The sequence below is a fragment of the Mycobacterium sp. SMC-19 genome (assembly GCF_045310815.1).
Classification (GTDB): Bacteria; Actinomycetota; Actinomycetes; order Mycobacteriales; family Mycobacteriaceae; genus Mycobacterium.
This window is the reverse complement of sequence record NZ_JBJIAM010000006.1, coordinates 300747-320514: the sequence shown is the minus strand read 5'-3', so window position 1 is coordinate 320514 and position 19768 is coordinate 300747. Positions and strand designations below refer to the sequence as shown.

Sequence of the window (19768 nt, the reverse complement as noted above, 5' to 3'; positions counted from 1 at the left end):
ACAGCGATGAACACGGTCAGCCGCCGCGGCTGGCAGGCGCTGGTGCTGCTGATGGCCGCCCTGACGCTGACGTCCTGCAGCAGCTGGCGCGGTATCGCCAACGTGTCGTTGCCGGGTGGTCCGGGTAGTGGCGCCGGTGCCTACACGGTGTATGTCCAGGTGCCGGACACCCTGGCGCTCAACGGCAACAGCCGGGTCCTGGTCGCCGACGTCTTCGTGGGCGCGGTCGAGCGGATCGAGCTCAAGAACTGGGTCGCCACGCTGAAGCTGAAGCTGAACAAGGACGTTCATCTGCCGCGCAATGCCACGGCGAAGATCGGCCAGACCAGCTTGCTGGGTTCGCAGCACATCGAGTTGAAGGCACCCGACAACCCGGAGGGCGAACTCCGCAACGGCGACACGATCGGACTGAGCAACTCGACGTCGTACCCGACGATCGAACGCACGCTGGCCGGGCTGGCGCTGCTGCTGCAGCGCGGTGGGCTGTCGGATCTGGACACCATCACCACGGAGTTCGCTGCGCTGTCCACCGGGCGGGCCGACCAGATCCATGCGTTCCTGACCAAGCTGGACACGTTCATCGGCAACCTCAACGACCAGCGTGAGGACATCACCCGGGCGATCGACTCGAGCAACCGGTTGCTGAGCTACTTCGGTGCGCACAACGACAGCATCGAGAAGGCCCTGACGGACTTCCCGCCGCTGTTCAAGTACTTCAACGCGCAGCAGGGGATCTTCATCAACGCGGTCGAGGCACTGGGTGCGATGGGCACCCAGGTCAACCAGCAGATCGCACCCGCCCGGTCCGACCTGCACAAGGTATTGACGTCGTTCCAGTGCCCGGGACGGGAACTGCGGAAGGCGTCGCCGTACCTGCCCGACCTGTTGCAGGTGATGATCACCGCCCCGTACCACGTCGACGGTGCCTTCAAGGCGGTCCGCGGTGACTTCATCAACACCTCGCTGGTGGTTGACCTCACCTACGCGTCCATCGACAACGCGATCCTGACCGGAACGGGTTTCTCCGGGATGCTGCGGGCGTTGGAGCAGTCCTTCGGCCACGACCCGGCGAAGATGATTCCGGACGTTCGGTACACGCCGAACCCGGCTACCGCGCCCGGCGGTCCGTATGTGGAAAGGGCTGACCGGAATTGCTAAAGCCTCAGATCAAGCGTCAACTGGTCATCTTCAGCGTCTTGACCGCTGTGGCCCTGCTGGTGTTGGGCGTTTACTACCTGCGGTTGCCGACCTTGGCGGGCGTGGGCCAGTACTCGCTGAAGGCGGATCTTCCTGAGGCGGGCGGCCTGTACAAGACCGCGAACGTCACCTACCGGGGCACCATCATCGGCCGGGTCACGAGCGTCGAACCGACCGAGACCGGCGCCCAGGCCACCTTCCAGATCTCCAGCAAGTACAAGATCCCCGTCGACGCCAGCGCCAACGTGCACTCGGTGTCAGCGATCGGTGAGCAGTATCTGGATCTGGTATCGACCGGTAATCCCGGTCAGTACCTGAAACAGGGCCAGACCATCACCACGGGCACCGTCCCGGCGGCGATCGGGCCGGCGCTGGACACCGCCAACCGCGGGCTTGCGGCCTTGCCGGCCGGCAAGATCTCGGCCCTGCTCGACGAGACCGCGACGGCCGTGGGTGGGTTGGGCCCGTCCCTGCAGCGCCTCGTCGATGCGACGCAGGCCATCGTTGGCGACTTCAAGACGAACCTCGCCGATGTGGACGACATCGTGGAGAAGTCGGCGCCGATCATCGAGAGTCAGACTCAAACCGGTGACGCCATCCATCAATGGGCGCGCAACCTGAACGTTCTGGCCAGTCAGGCGGCCAGCCGAGAAGACACGGTGAAGCACATCGTCACTGATCTGCCGCCGCTGATCGACCAGGTGCACACCGTGTTCAGCGAGACCAAGGACTCGCTCCCGCAGCTGATGGCAAACGCGTCGATCCTGACCGAGATGGCCAAACGCTATAACCGGAACACCGAGCAGGTCTTGGTCTTCCTCCCCCAGGCCGGATCGATCATCCAGACGGTGAGCTCGACCTACCCTGGTCGCGCATCCCTGGGCGTGGCGCTCGGGGCGTTCCCCGGACCGATCTTCCCGGTGCCGGTTCCGGGCCTGAGCCTGAACACCCCACCGCCGTGTCTGACCGGCTATCTGCCGGCATCGGAGTGGCGGGCGTTCGCCGACACCAGCCCTGCCGAGCTGCCCGACGTCTCCTGCCGGATTCCGCAGGACACCCCGGCCAACAACGTGCGCGGCGTGCGCAACATCCCGTGTGTGGACGTGCCCGGTAAGCGGGCTCCCACACCGAAGGAATGCCGCAGCGACAAACCGTACGTCCCGCTGGGTACCAACCCCTGGTACGGCGACCCGAACCAGATCCGGAACTGCCCGGCCCTGGGCGCTCGCTGTGACCAGCCGGTCGAGCCGGGTCACGTGATTCCGGCGCCGTCGGTCAACACCGGCCTGAATCCGCTACCTGCGGATATGGTCCCGGCAACCCCCCCGCCGACCAGCGACCCGCTGTCTCGGCCGGGTACCGGTAGCGTGCAGTGCAACGGGCAACAACCGAACCCCTGCATCTACACCCCCGGTGGGGGACCAGCCGCGATCTACAATCCGCAGAGTGGCCAGGCGGTGGGGCCAGACGGCGTCGAATACTCCGTCGAGAACTCGATGAACATAGGAGACGACGCATGGAAGGGGATGCTGGCACCGTTCCGCTGAGCACGGACGAGGACCAGCAGACCGCAGAGACCTCGGCTGAGGACGCTGACAACGCGGTGGCGGACACGGAGCAGGAGGCTCCGGAGGAGTCGACCGACTCGGTGGCGGTAGACGCCGGACCGGCACCGTCGCGTCTTGGCCGTCGCCAGCAGGCGGGTATCTGTGTGCTGTTACTTCTGTTGGCAGCCGGCCTGGTGGCCGCGGGCTTCGTTGGGTTACGTGACCACGCCACAAGCCAGCAACTGGCCCGCGACAACGCCGAAGCCCTGGAGGCGGCCAAAGCCTGTGTACTCGTGACCCAGGTCCCGGACACCGGCGATGTGTCGCTGTCCCAGGAGAAGATGCTCAACTGTGCGGCCGGGGAGTTCCGCACCCAGGCAGCGCTGTACGCCCAGATTCTTCCGCCCGCCTATCAGGCGGCGAAGGTCCACGTCGAGCTGACCGAGATGGGTGCCGCGGTGGAGCGCAACAACCCCGATGGCTCCGTCGACATCCTGGTGGCCTTCCGGATCAAGGTCGACAACATCGAGGCCAAGGGCCGAGAGGTCGGTTACCGGCTGCGCGTTCAGATGGTCCGCGATGACGGCCAGTACCGGATCGGCAGGCTCGACCAGGTGGCCAAGTGACCGACACAGTGGCCGACCCGCCGCGTCCCGAGCCGACCAGGTGGGAAACCCGCGCGACGGCGTTGGTGATCGACCTGCTGCCGGGGTCGGCCGTGATGGTGACCATGGGCATGGCCGCGCTGTGCTTCCCGTCCGGTGGCCTGTGGCGGTGGCTCGCGACCATCGTCGGCGCCCTGGCATTCCTGGCTACCGAGGTCAACCGAGTTATTCTGCCGGTGCTCAAGGGGTGGAGCCTGGGCCGCGCGTTCACCGGAATCGAAGTGGTGCGCGGCGGTGAAGGGTCTGCCCCGGCTGTCGGTGTGGGCCGACTGTTGCTGCGTGAGATCGCGCACCTGCTCGACACGGCGCCGGTGCTATTGGGCTGGCTCTGGCCGTTGCGGGACCGACGGAGACGCACCTTCGCCGACGTGCTGGCGCGTACCGAGGTTCGCCCGGCCGGTGAGCGGCAGCCACCGGCAAACATTCGATCCGTCACGGTTGCGGTGTTCGTGGCCGCAGCTGCCCTGAGCCTGGTCGCTGCCGGCACGGCGTACTCCGTGGTCTACCAGAATGATCACAAGTCGGATCTGGCCCAGGCCGAGATCGCCCGGCAGGGCCCGAAGATCGTGGCGGACATGTTGTCCTACGACCCCGAGACTCTGCAGGACGATTTCGATCGCGCGCAGTCGTTGGCCACCGAGAAGTATCGCCAGCAGCTGGTTCCCCAGCAGGACGCGATCCGCGACGCCAACCCGGTTCCGAACTTCTATCGGGTGACCGATGCGGCGGTGCTCAACTCTGCCCCGCATCGCGCCACCATGCTGCTGTTCTTGCAGGGCCAACGCGGCACCCCGGGCAAGGAGCGCCTGATCAGCGCTACCGTCCAGGTGATGTTCGTGCAGAAATCGGGAATCTGGCGCGTCGACGATCTCGCTGTCGTGAGTAAGCCGCTGCCCGCCGAGGGGGACAGATGAGCCCGCGCCGCCGCGTACCCACCGAAGGGCAACCGCTGTTCGTCGACCGGGAGGTGCCACGGCGCAGACGGCTGCCGATGGTGATCGCGAGTTCGCTGGTGGTAACCGCTGCCGCCGTCGCGGTGTGCGCGGCGACGTTGGTGACCCACGAACAACACCGGCGGACAGTGCTGCGCAATCTCGAGGCGCGGGATGCGGTCGCATCGTTCATGACGATGTTCACCTCGCCGGATCCGTTCCACGCCAATGACTACCTCGCCAATGTCATGGACCATGCCGTCGGCGACTTCGCCAAGCAGTACCAGGAGAAGGCGAATCAGATCCTGATCGCCGTGGCACGCAGCGAGCCGACCACCGGGACGGTGACCGCGGCCGGTGTTGAACGGTGGAACGACGATGGCAGCGTCAGTCTGCTGGTGGCCGTAGAGAACAGCGGAAAGTCACCGGACGGAAAGCACGATGTCAAGGTGGCAACCCGCTGGCTCGCGACAGCGCAGAAGGAAGGGGACCAATGGAAGATCAGCAATCTGAACCAGGTGCTGTGACCGACGAGTCCTCCGGGGCCGAGGTCGATCCGGAGATCGATCCCGCCGCTGAACCTACGGACGACCTTGAGTCGGCAGCCGAGGGCACCGAGGCGGAGTCGGAGACCGAAGCCGAGGCCGCGACCGAGGAGACGGCCGAGACCGATCCGGTGGCGGACAAGCGCCCTGGGCGGCGCAAGTTCGGTGTGCGGCTTGCGGTTGCGGTCTCGGCCGCGGCATTCGTGGGCGCCGCCGCGTTCTCGGGTGCCGCAGCCCAGCCGTATCTCCTCGACCGGGCAGAGGTGGCGACCAAACTCGACATCGCCCGGACCGCGGCCAGGGCGATCCACACGCTGTGGAACTACACCCCGGAAAACATGGATACCCTCCCGGATCGGGCCTCGGTCTATCTCAGCGGCGACCTGGAAGCCCAGTACCGCAAGTTCATCGACGCCATCGCGGACAGCAACAAGCAGGCGAGGGTCACCGACACCACCGAGATCGTCGGTGCGGCCGTCGAGACCCTCGATGGCCCCGAGGCGACGGTGATCGTTTACACCAACACCACGGCAACCAGTGAACTGAGCAAATCGATCCCGCAGATCAAGTACCTGACCTACCGGCTCTTCATGAAGCGCGACCAGAACCGGTGGGTGGTCACCAGGATGCCCACCATCACCTCGCTCGACCTCACTCCGCGTCTCCAGGGCTAGCGCAGGCCGGGCGAAGGTAGCGGGGGAGCATGCCGATCGCGTCGCCGTTGTCGCAGCGGCGCACCGTGGTCGCGTTGCTTCTGCTGACCTTCGCCACGGGTCTGGTCGACGCGGTCAGTGTCTTGGTGCTCGGGCGGGTGTTCGTGGCGAACATGACCGGCAATGCGATCTTCCTGGGGTTCCTGTTCGTGCCCGGTACCGGGTTCGATCTGACCGCCGCGGTCGTCGCGGTCGCGGGCTTCCTTCTCGGCGCGGTCATCGGGGGGAGGCTGTTTCGGATCTTCGGGGAACAGCGACCCCGGGACTGGATCAGCATTGCGCTCGGTCTGGAGGCGGTGATGCTGTTGGTGCTGGCCGCCCTCGCCGGTCTGGGTGTGTTGCACTACGACGGCAACAGCAAGCTGCTCTTGATCGCCGGCCTCGCGGTCGCCTTCGGTGTGCAGAACTCGACCGCCCGCCAGTTCGGCATTCAGGAGCTCTACACCACGGTGCTCACCTCGACGATCGTCGGTATCGGGGTGGACAGCCGGTTGGCCGGTGGGACCGGCGAACGCGGAAAGCTACGCTACGGCGTCGTTTTCGTGATGATCCTCGGCGCCGTCGTCGGCGCAACGCTGACCCCCCTCGTCGTGGCGCCGATCATCGCCATGGCCGGGGTAGTGGTTCTGGTCAGCCTGGCGTTATTCCGGTACGGCTAGCGGCATCCGCGCGCCGAACGGGCTCATGCCCCGCCGTACTCCGGGCGCAGAATCGAACTGAGCGCCGACAGCGGGATGTGCGCCTGGACGTTGCCGCCGTCCATGTACCACTGCATCTGGTTGTACTGGATCGGACTGTCATGGCTGACCGGGTAGTCGGGCATGTACAAGATCAGCTCATCGGGTGTCAGCGCCCAAGACCGGTAGCCCCCGGAGAAGACCTTGTCGGGCGTGAAGCGCTCCGGGACGAACGGGTAGTCCCCCGGGCGGTGTTCCCAGAACGCGCGGTCCAGCGCCTCTACGATGTAGGGCTCGCCGAGCTGCGGGATCATCGCCAGCGGGTCGATGCCGGGCTTGGTGATGTCAGCCAATTGCAGCTGGCGGCCACCGGCCCCCATGTCGAACGTGAAAGTCCGGTAGGCGTTATTGATGTACGGGCCGTCGGAGTGGTAGTCCTCGTGGAAGACCGCGGTCAACGCGTTGCCGTGCTGGAAGATCTGGTAGTTCTCGTTCCCCCAACTGTCGGCGACCATGGAGGCGCCCTTGCTGCGCCAATTGGCGAACAGCTTCGACAGGTAGTCGCGGATCGGAGGCCCGGCGACCGGGTGGTCGACCAGATCTCCGGGCACCGCCATCCGGATATAGCGGGTGGCCAGCCGTTCGGAATGCACGTCGGTGGTGCAGTACTGCCCGTCCCAATTGCCGCCCAACCCGCTGCAGAACGACGGCGCCGAAGCGTCGGCCACGGGCGCCGCAGATACCGCAAGTGCCGCGGCCAGCAAGCCCGTCAATAGCCGGGTTGCCCACATAGCTTCTCTCCTAAGGCAATTCGACTTTGCTCGCCAGCCACCGGCCGTCGACCTTCTGCATCGTCATCTTCATTCGGGTGCGGTCTACCCGCGGGTCGGGACGCGTGGTGTTGGTGATCGTCTGGTTGACCATCAACAGGACCACCACTTTGTCGGTGGAACTGGACTGAACGGCCGACTCCACCACGGTGCCCTGTGCGGTCGCCTTGTTGTCGATCAGCAGCTGCCGAAGCTGGACGCTGGCCTTGGTGTAGGTGTCCTTGAACTCCCCGGTGGCGCCATTGAGCACCGTGGCGAAGTCATCGTCGACCTTGTTCGAGTCGATGCTGGTCAACACCTGGGCGTAGTCCACCGCTGCATGGCGTCCAGCCGCTTGCGCCGCGGAGATCCGATGCTGTTGCCACAGTTGCCATCCAAGACCGATGACCAACCCGAAGACGGCCAGATAGGTGGCCGCGATGGCTGCGTTCGGCCACAGGTCCCGACGTCTGCGAGCCGGCGCGGAGGATTTCTCCACCGGGGTGGCCTCGACCGCCTCTCCTTCGACGGCTTTCGACTCCGGCTCTACCGCCGTGGATTCCACGTCCTCGGGCGTGGCCTCGGCGTTCGGCTCGTCGGCGGTGCTCACCGCGATATCTCCTTGAGCATCAGCGAGGCGGCTCGATCAACAGTGGCGGACCGCCGTACGGGGTGGGAATGGTGTAGCGACCCTTGGGTGTCGGATCGGTGGTCGCCGCCAGGTCCGCGCCGGGTGGCGGGCCCGCGGTGTCATCGCCCGGCGGCCGGGGCGCATTGTGGGCGCCGCGCACCAGCACGGACTGATCGGTGTCGCGGCAGTAGCCATAGAGGAACGGTTCGGGGTAGTCCGCCTGCGACGGGGGCCGCCGGGGTGTGCCGTAATCGCAGGTGTAGCGCGGATAGATATCGACCGTCGCCCACATCCCATCCTCATGGATGGCCGAGCTGAGCGCCTCCACCGTCGACCCCCGGTAATTGGGGAACAGTGCGTTGAGCGCCGGAGTCCGTACGTAGAGCAGCTGAGCGGGGGTGACCAGATTCCCCAGCAGGCCGACCATCGTGTCGGAGTTGTCGTCGAAGAGCCCGTCGACCTGCGTCAGCATCCCTGGCGCCTGGTCCACCAGTCGGTGGTACCCACCGATCATCGGGTTGATGCCCTTGAGCACCTTGTCGAGGTTCTTCGAAGTTGCGGCCATGCCGTTGTTGACGTCGCTGAGCATGGTCAGCACGACCCGGCTCGACTTCAGCAGGCTCACTGTCTCCGGCAGCACCGAATCCAGCGTGGACAGCAGGAACGACCCGCCATCGACGATGTCGGTCAGCCTGCGCGGACCCTCGTCGGAGAGGCTGAGTTCGGACTTGATCAGATCGAGTTTGCGCGGATCGGTCTGGGCCAGCATGCCGTCCGCGTCGGCGAGCAACTGCGAGATCGGAATCGGAGTCGTCGCGCGATCCCGGGAGACCACGCTGCCGGCGGACAGGAACGGACCGGAGCTCGACGGGGGCTCGAAGTCGATGTACTGCTCGCCGGCGGCCGACAGGCCGGAGACGCGCACCGGGCTGGCGGCGGGAATCTTCACCGTCGAATTGATATTGGCGACCGCGTCGACGCCGTTAGGCGTGACGCGCAGTGACTCGATCCGGCCGACCGGGACGCCACGCACCGACACGTCCTGATTGGTGAGCAGGCCGCCGGAATCGGGCAGTGCGATGGTGATTTGGTAAGTGGATCGGGCCGGATTCACCCGCAGTGCGCCCACCAGCAGATAGGACACCGCCACCACCAGGGTTGTCGCCAACGCGAGCCCCGAAAGCAGGTTCTTCCGCCGGTAGCCGGCGCGGACCAGGGCCACGATCTGGCGACTGAGTGCGTCGATCATGGCGTCGGCCTCGGTATCAGCGGCACGGGTTCGGCATCTTCCATCTCGACCTCCGCCGGTGTGGGCGGTATCGGTGGACCGACCGCCGTCCACGGGGCCTGGCCCATGTCGGTGTCCGGGCCGCGACCCACCACCCGCTCTTGCAGCCGCCACAGCGCGTACTTGATCGATCCGGCCATCTTGGCCCAGTCGTAGCGCTTCGGGCCGTGGAAGGCCGGGTCGCCCTTGAACCCGGCGTCGGGCATCGAACCCCACACCAGGCGGTCGACGCTGGCGTGCACCGAGACACCCGAACCGGCCGTCATCTTGATGAACGGGGCCATCAGCCGGTTCAGGGCGGCCAGGCTGGTGCTGGGATCGGTTGCCACGTCATTCCAGGCGCCGGCCAGGATGTTGGCGTCCTTGATGAAACTGTGTCCGGAATCGTCGGTCCCGGCAATGGACGGGAACCGGGCCAGCTGTCGGCTGGTCGCACCCAGTTGCTCGACCAGGTCGGCGATCTGGCTGGTGTTGTCCACCAGCGTGTCGGTCGCCGGTCCTGCCGCGTTGAGCACGTCGGTGAGTGCGGCGCTGCGGGAATCGAGCTGGTCGGCGAGCCGGCTGGTCTCCCGCAGTGCCGTCTCGATCTCACCGGAGCGGGCGTTGAGCTTGGCCAGTAGATCGTTGGACTGGTTGATCAGCTTTCCGAACGCCTTGCCCTGGTCTCCGGTGGCCTTCCCGGCGCCGTTGACGATATTGGTGAAGTTCTGCACGGCACCGCCGTTCACCAGCAGCGCCGCCGAGCTCAGCACCGATTCCACGGTGGCAGCCGATGTGGTGGACTCCAGTCCGATGGCATCGCCGCCCTTCAGCAGCGGCGCCGACTGGTCGACCGGGACCGGCGGCTTGATCGCCACGAACACATCGCCGAGCGGAGTCGCCGACCGCAATTCAGCGGTGCTGCCCACCGGGATTCGGACACCGTCCATGATGCGCAGAGTGGTGACCGCGGTGTAGTTGCGCGCGATCATCGACTCCATCTGGCCGATGTCGGCGCCGGAGAGCTTCACCTTGGCGTGCCCAGGCAGGTTCAGCGCGTTCGCGAAAACCGCGGTGATCAGATATCCACCACTGCCGATACCAGGAGCCGGCAGCGGGAGGCTGTCCAGACCGCTGGTGCCGCAGCCCACCGCTGATGAGGCGACGACCGCGCTGCACAGCAGTGCCAGGGCAGTCCGCGGTGTCCGCTTCGATCGTGATGTCACGGCTACTGTCCCATCATCGAAAGGCCGTCGAGGACATAGGTGAGGCCGAAGTCCGGACCGTAGTCGGCCAAGGTTCCCGTGCCGCAGCCCAATTGCCGCAGATGCATCATGTTGCACAGTTCCTTGGTGCTTTGGCTGTCGACGAGGATCTTGTCCACCAGGGCGTGCAGGCGGACCGCCCCGTTGTTGGTGTCGACGGCGTTGTAGAGGTTCTCCATCGTCAGCGGCAACACGTTGATGAGCTCTGCCAGGTCGCGCTGCCTCTCGACGAGGGTGGTCACGGCGGTATCGCCGTTGAGGATGCTCTGCTTGAGGTTGTCGCGGTTGGCCTGCAGCAGCGACGTCGCCTGGGTGACGATCTCGTTGAACTTGCGGCCCGTGCGCCCAGTCCCGAAATCCTCGTTGGCAAGCATTTGACTCAACTGACGTGTGGTGGAGCCGAATTCACGCAGCTTCGCATCATTGCGGGCCGCCGCGTCCATCAACGAGCTGAGATTGGTGATGATCGTGGTCAGCTGATCGCCGGTCGCCTCACCCTGGTCGGAGCTGAGTCGCAATGCCCGGGACAGCTCGCTCAGTGCCGATTTGATCTTCTCGCCGTTGCCGTCGGCGATGTCGGCGCCGGCGTTGATCACATCGGCCACGGGACCATTGCCTTTGCCGTCGCCGCCGAGTGATTTGGACACCTTGTCAAGCATGTCCAGCACGCGATCGAATGCCACCGGTGTCCGGGTGCGGTTCAGTCCGATGGTGGTTCGGTCGGCCAACACCGGGCCGCCCGAATACGCCGGGGTCAGCTCGATCTGGCGCGCGGTGAGGATCGAGGTGTTGATGGTCACGGCATTCACGTCGGCGGGGACCTTCACCCCGCGGTCGACGGTGAACTCGGCCTCAACGTATTCGCCCTTCGGCGTGACCTTTTTGACCTTGCCCACCGGCATGCCGAGCACGGCGACCACGTTGCCTTCGTACAGCCCTGCGGCGCTGTCGAATTGGGCGGTGACGGTGATGTGTCCGCCGAACGGGTTGAGGTGCGAGCCGGCCACGACCGCGATGATCAGTGCACCGGCGAGCAGCGTTGTCACCAGCGCCATGGCCCGGCGACGGCTCTTTCGGGCAGCTGCCGGCTGAGGCTCGCGCATCGCGGAGTCGGTGTCCGTCGGCTCCTCGATCGGATCGTCAGCCGCGGTGGTCGGTGTCGCGCTCATTTGCAGTCCTTGAAGTACTCGATCATGCCGAACTGCTTGGCGCGGCCGCTGATGGCGCACATCCACGAGTCGATCGCAATGCCGTTGCCGGCGAAGAACTCGATGCCCGGGCCGTAACCGGTGGCGTTGGTGATACCCCGCAGGGTTGGTGGCGCGGACTGGATCAGACTGCGCAGCAGGTCGTCGTGCTGGCCCAGCATGTCCGAGAGCGCCCGCAGGTTGACCAGCATGTCGTCGAGCATCGACCGGTCGGTGACCACGACGTTGTTGAGTTGGCCCACCAGGCTGGTCAGCGCCGCCAGCATGGCGTGGAAGGTGTTCTGCCGTGCCACCAATTCCCCGAGGAAGTCTTGGCCCTGATCAACCAGGTTGCCCAGATTCGTCTGCTGGTTGCGCAGCGTGTTGGCCACCCGCTGGGTGCTGGCGAGCAGGGTGCCGAGCTGATCGCGTCGATCGGCGGTGATCTTGGACAGCGCATGCAGATTGGCCATCGCTTGCGGAATCACCGGGGGCAGTCCGCTCAGTTGTTGGCCGAGTACGGCCAGGGACTGCCCGAACTGGTCGGAGTCAACCTGGTCGAACGTGGTGGTGGCGTCCTCCAGCAGGGACTCCAGCGAGTAGGGCACCTCGGTGTGGGCGAGATTGATCCGTTTGCCGGGCAGCGAGCCGGGGCCGTCGGGCTCAAGCTTGAGATACCGCGACCCGAGGATCGTCATCACCTGGATCTTGGCCCGAGTGTCCTTACCCAGCGGGACGTCGTTGCGCACGGTCAGCCCGGCCACCACGTGATCCCCGGCGAGTCGCATGCTCGTGACCCGGCCCACCTCGATGCCGGCGACCATGATCGGGTTGCCGGGGGCCAGCGCGGCCGCCTGGGCGAACTCGGCGGTGTAGCGGGAATAGCCGAAGCCGATCACCTTGACGAACAGTGCCCCGGCTACCACGACCCCCACCATGGCCAGTGCCCCGAACCCCAGCCACGTGGTGTTGTAGGACTCCAGCGGTCGGGTGCGCCACTCGCGGAAGAACTTCTTGGCCCGTGCGGTCATGGCGCTATCCATCGACTGTGTTCCTGCATCGGGGCGAGTGCCATGCCAGGTTCTCCCGGGTTATCGGGCGAGCATTGCCGGGGGTGGCTGCGTTGACGATGATCGTGGTGACGTCGTTGAAGCCGGGGAAGAATCCCGTGGCGTTCAGGTCGCAGAGGTAGGCGTTGCCGTAGGCGCCGTCCCCGAATGCCCGGCCCAGGCCCTTGAGCATCAGCGGCAGGTTGGCACCGGTGAACGCCAACTGCGGTTCGATCCCGGCCATGTGCTTGGTGAAACCCGGCTCCCGGTTGATCATCTCTTCCAAGGAGGGGAAGACCTCATCGGCGATCCGTGCGAGCTGCCGAGTCGTCTGTGCCAAGGAACCGACCGAGGACTGCAACGCCGGACGGCGCGAGTCCAGATCGGTGACCGCTCGGCGGGCCTGGGTCAGGGCGTGGTCCAACTGATCGTTCTGTCCGGCGATGGTGCCGGTAAGCCTGTTCAGGCTGGTGATGAGGTCTCCCAGCACCTCGTCGCGCCCGGCCAGCGTCGCGGTCAGCGTTGACGACTGATCCACCAGCGCGGTGATCGAGGCTTGGTCGCCCGACAGCGACTCCAGCACTCCCCGGGTCAGATCGTCGGCCTGCTTGGGGTCCAGCAGCGACATCAACGGCTTGAAGCCGTTGAGCAGGGCGCCGACGTCGAAGGACGGATCGGTCTGCTCCACACTGATCACGCTGCCGCGGGGCAGCTCTTCACTGGTACCGAGTGTGCCCAGCGACAGCCCGAGATAACGCTGGCCGATGATGTTCTGGTACGTCACCGAGGCGACGGTGTTGCCGTACAGCTTCTGATCGTTTTGGACGATGAACGAGACTTTCGCCAGCTTCCCGTCCAGGGCGACCTTCTCCACCCGGCCCACCCGCACCCCGGCCATCCGGACATCGTCGCCCTCGCGCAGTCCGTATACGTCGGTGAACATGGCTGCGTACGGGGTCGTGGACCCGGCCACATCGCGGCGCAGCGTGGCATAGACCAGCCAGGTCAGCACCGTCGAGACGACCATGAAGATAGAGAGGCCGATCAGCGGTCCGCGGAATGTCACTTGTGGCCTCCCGTGCTGGCGGGGCCGGCTGGGGCCCAAGATACGGCGTTGCCCCGCGCGACCGGGCCGAGCAGCAACTGCGTGGCCACCGATGCCGGCTCGCGTTGCCCGGTGATCAGACCGAGCTGATTGCGCTCGGCCTGACTGCCGACCGGTCCGACGTTGCCGCCGAAGGACGCCGGCGCTGCCGGCTGCCACTCCGGTGCGTGGGGTTGGGCCGGGATCGGCGGGCTCGGCGGGGGCGGGGGAGCAGGGTCAAGCGGGTCGGCGTTGCTGGGCACCCGCGGGAAGGGCCCGGTCCACCAGGGCAGCGGCGGGTTGGTGTCCTCCAGGCTGCGATTCGGGTTGACCAGGGGCGGTCCGACGGCACGGAGGTTCCCGTCCGGGCCGATCTCGGTGCCTGCCGGCGGCTCGAGGCCTGCCGGGAAGTGGTAGTTCTGCGGCAGCAGTGTCTCGGGCAGTTCGGGCCGTACCGAGATCATCGGCGCGGTGTAGCAGCTTGGTCCCTTCACGTCGCCGTACTGCGGGCAGTCCGCCCGGGTGTAGGTGTGCAGCGGGGTGAAAGACAGGTTGGCCCGCATGTTCCGGGTGATCAACTTGGGATCGTAGAGCTGGTCGAAGAACTTGTCGGAGAGCCGGTTGACCCTGGTGAAGATCGGGACGTACTTATCGGCGTTGTTGGCCAGCACGCCGATGACGGGCGTGAGGTCGTGGGTGATCTGGATCAGCTGGTCGATGTGATTGTCGAGGGCTTCCCGGGCCACACCCACGGTGTGGTGGCCGCCGGAGACCAACGAGGCCAACTCGGCCCGCTTCTGGGCGAACGCGCGCATCGGTTCGACGGCCTGGTGCAGCGCGTCGACGAGGTCGGGAGCGGTGGACTGCAGGCCATGGGTGGCGTCGAGCAGGGCCGAGACGGTCGACGGCCCGGGCTCGGTGGCGACGATGCTGTTGAGCTGATCAAGCAGGCGAGACATCTGCCCTGCCGTGTTGAGCAACTTGACGCGGCGGTTGTCGGTGGCCGCGCCGACGGCGGCCAGGATGCCCAGACTGTGGTCTTCGCGCCCGCGGCCGGTGGCCGCCAGGATGTCGCGCAGTTTGGACACGGTGGTCTGGAAGATCACCGTCGACAGTTCACCGTTCTCGGCGATGTGGCTGCCGTTGCGGATAGTGGGCCCGCCGTTGCCGGAATCGACCAGCTGAATGGACGAAACCGCGAAGACGTTGGACGGCACCACTCGGGCGGTCACCGAACTCGGAATGTCTTTGGCGTAATCGGGTTTGAGGTTGATGTGTACGTAGTTGGGTTTGCCGTAGGCGGCTGGGATCACGTCGGTGACGCTGCCGACCAACAGCCCGTGGTACTTGACGTCGGACTGGGCCGGCAGCCCGTCGCCGACGTTGATCAGGTCGGCCACCACCCGCACGTAGGAGTTGAGCATGCCGGTGGACTTGGCCAACAGGCCGCCGGTGGTCAGCGCGATCACCAGCAGGACCGCGATCCCCGCGCCCAGCAGTTGGTGTTCGGAGGGGCCGCGGCCGTCGGTGTCCAGCGAATTGGTCATGTCAGCCACCGAACCTTGCGCCGGCGTCGATGCTCCACAGCGCCATCGTCAGCAGCATGTTGACCATGATCACGATCGTGATGCTGGCGCGCATGGCGCGGCCCGCGGCCACCCCGACCCCTTCGGGTCCGCCGGAGGCGTAGAAGCCGTAGTAGCACTGCACGGTAGAGGCCAGCCACACGAACACCACGCACTTGAGCACGGAGTAGACGATGTCCTTGCCGCTCAACATCATTGTGAAGTAGTGCATGTAAGGGCCGATGGAGCCGCCGCCGATGATGCCGGTGACCAGCTGGCAGGTCAGGTAGGTGATCGCCAGACAGGCCACGTAGAGCGGGATCACCGCGATGGTCGCGGCCAGCAGTCGGGTGGTGACCAGGAACGGAATGGGCCGGATCGCGATCGAATCGAGGGCGTCGATCTCCTCGGCGATTCGCATGGCGCCGAGCTGCGCGGTGAAGCGGCAACCGGCCTGCATCGCGAACGCCATCGAGGCCATGATCGGTGCCAGCTCGCGGGTGTTGACCAGTGAGGAGATGATGCCGGTCGCGGGCCCCAGCCCCAGCAGATTCAGAAAGTTGTAGCCCTCGATCGCCACCAGCGCACCGGCGGTGAAGCCCAGGACGATCGCCACCCCAGCGGTGCCGCCACCCACCACGATGGAGCCGTTGCCCCAGGCGATGTCGGAGAGCAACCGCAGAAACTCCTTGCGGTAGTGACGTAGCACGGTCGGAACACCGGCCGCGGCGCGGCCGAAGAACACCAGCATGTGTCCCAAGCGGATGGTCGGCTCGGACGCCATCCGGTAGGCGCGCAGCAGCGGGCGCGCGAATGCCGGGACATAGGACGACGCGGTCATCTCACAGCCCCGTCCGTGGGTAGAGCACGTTGTAGAGCTCGCTGATGCCGACATTGACGATCATCAGAACCAGGATCGACTCGACCACCGAAGCGTTCACCGAGTTGGCGACGCCGGCCGGACCGCCGCGGGTGGACAGTCCTTTCTGGCAGGACACCACCGCGACGATCGCGCCGTAGACCACGGCCTTGATCAGCGCGACGATCATGTCGCCGGTGGTGGCGAACGAGGAGAACGTGGCCACGAAGCTGCCTGGCGCGCCCTTCTGGAAATACACGTTGAACAGGTAGCTGGCCAAAAAGCCTACGAAGCAGGTGATTCCGGTCAGCGCTACGCCGATCATGATGGCCGCGGCGAAGCGGGGGACCACCAGCCGACGGATCACCGAGACGCCCATCACCTCCATGGCGTCGGTCTCCTCGCGCATGGTTCGCGAACCCAGGTCGGCGGTGATGGCCGACCCGACCGCGGCGGCCATCAGCATGGCCGCCACCAAGGATGCGGCCTGCCGGATGACGGCCAGCCCGGCGGCCGCGCCGGCCAGCGAAGTGGCGCCGACCTGGTTGGCCAACAGCGCGAACTGAATGGAGAGCGTGACCCCGATCGGCAATGCGACCAAAACCGTCGGCAGCACAGCGGTGTTGGCCATGAAGGCGCTCTGCCGGACGAACTCGCCCCATTGGAATCGGCCGCCGAACAGGTCGGAGAAGAAGTACTGCACGGTGCGCACCGCCAGTACGCACTGCTCGCCGACGGTGGTCAGCGAGGCCAGTGGGTGGCGGTTGACATACCCGGCGGTCCAGTCCTGGATAGCTGCCACACCGTCGAGCGGCGCCTCGGCGGCGAGGTCGCGGTCGTCCTGGGTGGTCATTTGTCGCCGATCGTGGTCGTGAGATCACCTGTGGTTGCCGATCGCGTGTACGGCAGATGATCCATGGCGGCCACCATAGTCAGCGTTCTTACTCCGCGGTAGGGTTCGGAACTTCTCGGACCAACTGGTGGGTAGATAGAAAGGATACGCATGGCTACCAATGGGGAGGAGCTCATGGGGTCTCGCCGCGACCTTTCATCCGGACATGATGTCGGACACAATGCCCCGGCAAGGGCGCTTCAGGCAACATGACTCCGGTTATGGCGGGGTTACCGGCCAGTAGCACGCGTTTTCGTGGTTTTGGCATCCTCGTGCGGGCGTCGATGGCGATACTCGACCGGGACAAGCGCGACACGTGGAAGGAGATCGGGACGGTGCCGAAGCGGGCAGGGTGGACCCAGATCGCTGCCATAGTCGCGTGTGCGATGGCAGTCGCCGCAGTGGTGGCACCGGGATCCGCCGTCGCCGATCCGGACCAACCGCCGGCGCCTCCAGGGTTCACCCCCGCGCCCAGCGACTGGTCTCCGCGGATGGACATCTGGCCGTACAGCACCTTCACCTATCAGGTGACTCCCGAGATGATCGGCGGCATGTCGGATTCGTGCCAGTGGTTCAACACGCAGTTCGACCCGCTGATGGGACAGATCAACGCCTTCAACGGCAATCTTGCCGACCACCGCGACGTCTACGCCAGCGTTCAGTCGCAGGCGGATGCGGTGGTGGCCGACATCGACCGGTCGACCGGCTTCTTGGGGCCACGACTTCAGCCGCTGACCATCCGCAACACGCCGGACAACTTCGGCCCCTACTCGCCGATCTACGGCGGGGAACAGCTGACCGGCGTGCTGTTTCAGCTTTCCCGCATCGCCGACAGCATGCGCAAGAAACAGCCGGCCGGCTTCGCGCGCCCCCACATCGACTCCGCGATCGGATGGGCCAACGCGTTGCGCAATTCCCGGGCCTGCACCTAGGCGGCGAGCGCAAGCGCGGCGCCGCCGGCCGCTGCAGGTCGCCGCCATCAGGCGAGAACCCGCCGGAGCGGGTTGGGGTAGGTTCGGGGGGCGTTGCGGCCGGACGGCCCCCAGCAGGCGGACCACGAGAGGTAGTTCAGGTGTCGGACCGTGAGGACGAGCAAGCGGCCGACCACGTCGAACCGGCGGTCGAGGCCGTCGACACCGAGGTAACCGAGGCTGCCGAATCCGCCGAGACTGCCGCCGCCGACGATGCCGCGGACGAGACCGCTGAGGGAGCCGACGAGCCCAAGGAACGCGGCCTGACACCGAACCGGCGGCGGATCGCCGCGGCGGTCTTGGCGCTGGGCCTGATCGGGGCGACCTACGAGGGCTGGCTGCTGTTCGCTCACCACCAGCGCACGGTTGCCGCCGAAGAGGCACTCGAGGCGGCCCAGAAGTACACCCTGGTGCTCACCAGTGTGGACCCCACCGCGATCGACAGGAACTTCGCCGAAATCCTCGACGGTGCCACCGGGGAGTTCAAGGACGTCTACAGCGCATCCAGTGAACAGCTGCGCCAATTGCTGATCGACAACAAAGCGTCCGCGCACGGCACCGTCATCGACTCGGCGGTCAAATCCGCCACGAAGAACAGGGTCGAGGTGCTGCTGTTCGTCGATCAGGCAGTGAGTAACAAAACCGCCCCCCAGGCGCAGATCGACCGCAGCCGCATCGTGATCACCATGGAGAAGGTGAAGGGCCGTTGGCTGGCCGCCAAGGTTGAGATGCCTTAAGCGGTGGCGGTGGCCCGCCGCTGATCAATTGAATCCGAGCCAGCTGGGCAGCCCGCGTTCGTGCGCGTCGCACAGCACCTGTGCGGTGTCGCAGGATCCGCGTGGCACCCCGGCGCCGGTCCACATGCCGCCGGAGTCGCGGCGCAGTACCACCGCCGACGAAGAACCGCCGTCGAGCAGGATGGCGTGGTCGCTGCCCAGGCCGCGGAACAGATCCTGCATGTTGTCGGGTGTGTAGTGGCCGCCCTGGAAGATATACAGCTCGTCCTTGGCTCGTGAATAGCCCACGGCGGTGCGTGCCGCGCTCGGCCCGCCGTCGTTCAGTTGCCCGGTGACGCCCGGGGCCAGCAATCCCAGTCCGCTCACCGCGACGAACCGGTCCCCGCGTTCCACCAGGCCGGTGACCGTCGGACCGGCCGAGTCGTAGTCCCCACCGTCGCGACCGCCGCGCGGCCACAACACATATGGTGCGCCGCGAGTCGGCAGGATCATCGTGGTCAGCGTCGACCAGTGCTCGTTGCCGCCGGACAGTCCTTGCTTGCCGGCGTAGGGGACGGTGCCGGTGACTGCGACGTTGGCCCGGCCCTTGCCGCGGGTGTTGTCGACGTAGGCGCCCAGTGGGGAACTGCACTTGGTGGTTCGCCAGGATCCGCCCCGCTGGCCGCGGATGTCGAAGAAGTTGGCGTTGATCGCCACCATCGGCCGGCCCAGCACCTGCCAGGCTTGCAGCGGGGTGTAGAGCTCGGAGGCCTGCATCAGGCCCTCGCTGGTGCGGGCCCGCGGATCGCGCTCGCAGCGGCTCTGAGCGCCGCTATGGCTGTCGACCAGCAGGTGCGGCTCGATGCGTTGCGAGGCCGACTTGAGGACTACCAGATGCCCGCCGCCGGACATCTCATACCAGTCGCCAGCGGCGTTGAGCATCGGTGTGGGATGCCCGCTGCCGAAGTTGTACACCAGGTAGGAGCCCGGGGTCCGGGCGATCGCGGCGGCCAACTGGTCTTGGGCGGCGGCACGCGCGGTCGGCTGGCCCGGGCCGATCGCCAGGGTTGCGCAGAGCAGCACCGCGGCGCAGCCGGCCGCCAGTCGGCGCGCGAAAGCCACTGGAGTCGACACTGTTCATCCCTTCGGCTCCGGACTGGGGGAGACACCAAATTCCTACGGTAGCCACCGAAACCG

20 protein-coding genes are annotated in these 19768 nt (G+C 66.2%); 9 read left to right on the top strand and 11 right to left on the bottom strand.

Annotated elements, in window-relative coordinates:
* Positions 1-6: 6 nt before the first annotated feature.
* The 7 genes from ACJH5R_RS15935 to ACJH5R_RS15905 are packed head-to-tail and all read left to right on the top strand — an operon-like array spanning position 7 to position 6258.
* Positions 7-1158: an MCE family protein gene (locus tag ACJH5R_RS15935; RefSeq protein WP_046189171.1), complete on the top strand. Its 1152-nt coding sequence runs from the start codon at positions 7-9 to the stop codon at positions 1156-1158.
* Entirely contained in the window at positions 1152-2744 is a 1593-nt protein-coding gene (locus ACJH5R_RS15930; RefSeq protein ID WP_046189172.1) for an MCE family protein, read from the top strand. The genes ACJH5R_RS15935 and ACJH5R_RS15930 overlap by 7 nt, the downstream gene beginning before the upstream one ends.
* On the top strand, positions 2714-3370 hold the full coding sequence (locus ACJH5R_RS15925) for a hypothetical protein (protein WP_046189173.1): 657 nt from the start codon (positions 2714-2716) through the stop codon (positions 3368-3370). The genes ACJH5R_RS15930 and ACJH5R_RS15925 overlap by 31 nt, the downstream gene beginning before the upstream one ends.
* The gene (locus ACJH5R_RS15920) at positions 3367-4323 is read left to right on the top strand and encodes an RDD family protein (protein WP_406782335.1); all 957 of its coding nucleotides are present in this window, start codon (positions 3367-3369) and stop codon (positions 4321-4323) included. The genes ACJH5R_RS15925 and ACJH5R_RS15920 overlap by 4 nt, the downstream gene beginning before the upstream one ends.
* Complete coding sequence (locus ACJH5R_RS15915; RefSeq protein WP_406782334.1) at positions 4320-4868, top strand: mammalian cell entry protein; 549 nt, start codon at positions 4320-4322, stop codon at positions 4866-4868. Before ACJH5R_RS15920 ends, ACJH5R_RS15915 begins: the two co-directional genes overlap by 4 nt.
* A complete protein-coding gene (locus ACJH5R_RS15910; RefSeq protein ID WP_406782333.1) occupies positions 4835-5560 on the top strand; it encodes a mammalian cell entry protein in 726 nt (241 codons plus the stop codon). Before ACJH5R_RS15915 ends, ACJH5R_RS15910 begins: the two co-directional genes overlap by 34 nt.
* A 29-nt stretch (positions 5561-5589) precedes the next feature.
* Positions 5590-6258 (top strand): YoaK family protein, encoded by a 669-nt coding sequence (locus tag ACJH5R_RS15905; RefSeq protein ID WP_406782332.1) that lies wholly within the window; start codon positions 5590-5592, stop codon positions 6256-6258.
* A 23-nt stretch (positions 6259-6281) separates the two neighbouring features.
* Here the strand turns inward: ACJH5R_RS15905 and ACJH5R_RS15900 are convergent, their stop codons facing one another.
* The 10 genes from ACJH5R_RS15900 to ACJH5R_RS15855 form a co-directional block, all read right to left on the bottom strand.
* Entirely contained in the window at positions 6282-7067 is a 786-nt protein-coding gene (locus ACJH5R_RS15900; protein WP_406758882.1) for a mannan-binding family protein, read from the bottom strand.
* 10 nt (positions 7068-7077) lie between these two features.
* The gene (locus ACJH5R_RS15895) at positions 7078-7695 is read right to left on the bottom strand and encodes an Mce protein (protein WP_406782331.1); all 618 of its coding nucleotides are present in this window, start codon (positions 7693-7695) and stop codon (positions 7078-7080) included.
* A gap of 19 nt (positions 7696-7714) precedes the next feature.
* Complete coding sequence (locus ACJH5R_RS15890; protein WP_406782330.1) at positions 7715-8965, bottom strand: MlaD family protein; 1251 nt, start codon at positions 8963-8965, stop codon at positions 7715-7717.
* Positions 8962-10209 (bottom strand): MCE family protein, encoded by a 1248-nt coding sequence (locus tag ACJH5R_RS15885; protein WP_406758885.1) that lies wholly within the window; start codon positions 10207-10209, stop codon positions 8962-8964. The genes ACJH5R_RS15890 and ACJH5R_RS15885 overlap by 4 nt, the downstream gene beginning before the upstream one ends.
* 2 nt (positions 10210-10211) lie before the next feature.
* Positions 10212-11351, bottom strand: coding sequence for an MCE family protein (locus ACJH5R_RS15880; RefSeq protein WP_406782346.1), 1140 nt, complete (start codon positions 11349-11351; stop codon positions 10212-10214).
* A gap of 62 nt (positions 11352-11413) precedes the next feature.
* Positions 11414-12466, bottom strand: coding sequence for an MCE family protein (locus tag ACJH5R_RS15875; protein ID WP_406782329.1), 1053 nt, complete (start codon positions 12464-12466; stop codon positions 11414-11416).
* Positions 12467-12470: 4 nt separating this feature from the next.
* On the bottom strand, positions 12471-13550 hold the full coding sequence (locus ACJH5R_RS15870) for an MCE family protein (protein WP_406758887.1): 1080 nt from the start codon (positions 13548-13550) through the stop codon (positions 12471-12473).
* On the bottom strand, positions 13547-15115 hold the full coding sequence (locus ACJH5R_RS15865) for an MlaD family protein (RefSeq protein ID WP_406758888.1): 1569 nt from the start codon (positions 15113-15115) through the stop codon (positions 13547-13549). Before ACJH5R_RS15865 ends, ACJH5R_RS15870 begins: the two co-directional genes overlap by 4 nt.
* Before the next feature lies 1 nt (position 15116).
* Positions 15117-15974 (bottom strand): ABC transporter permease, encoded by an 858-nt coding sequence (locus ACJH5R_RS15860; protein ID WP_406758889.1) that lies wholly within the window; start codon positions 15972-15974, stop codon positions 15117-15119.
* 1 nt (position 15975) lies between these two features.
* Positions 15976-16845: an MlaE family ABC transporter permease gene (locus ACJH5R_RS15855; protein ID WP_406758890.1), complete on the bottom strand. Its 870-nt coding sequence runs from the start codon at positions 16843-16845 to the stop codon at positions 15976-15978.
* 425 nt (positions 16846-17270) lie between these two features.
* Between ACJH5R_RS15855 and ACJH5R_RS15850 the strand changes: the two genes are divergently transcribed.
* Positions 17271-17816, top strand: coding sequence for a hypothetical protein (locus ACJH5R_RS15850; RefSeq protein WP_406759024.1), 546 nt, complete (start codon positions 17271-17273; stop codon positions 17814-17816).
* 140 nt (positions 17817-17956) lie between these two features.
* A complete protein-coding gene (locus ACJH5R_RS15845; RefSeq protein WP_406782328.1) occupies positions 17957-18592 on the top strand; it encodes an Mce protein in 636 nt (211 codons plus the stop codon).
* A 24-nt stretch (positions 18593-18616) separates the two neighbouring features.
* Here the strand turns inward: ACJH5R_RS15845 and ACJH5R_RS15840 are convergent, their stop codons facing one another.
* Positions 18617-19705, bottom strand: coding sequence for a phosphodiester glycosidase family protein (locus tag ACJH5R_RS15840; RefSeq protein WP_406758892.1), 1089 nt, complete (start codon positions 19703-19705; stop codon positions 18617-18619).
* Between the last annotated feature and the right edge of the window lie 63 nt (positions 19706-19768).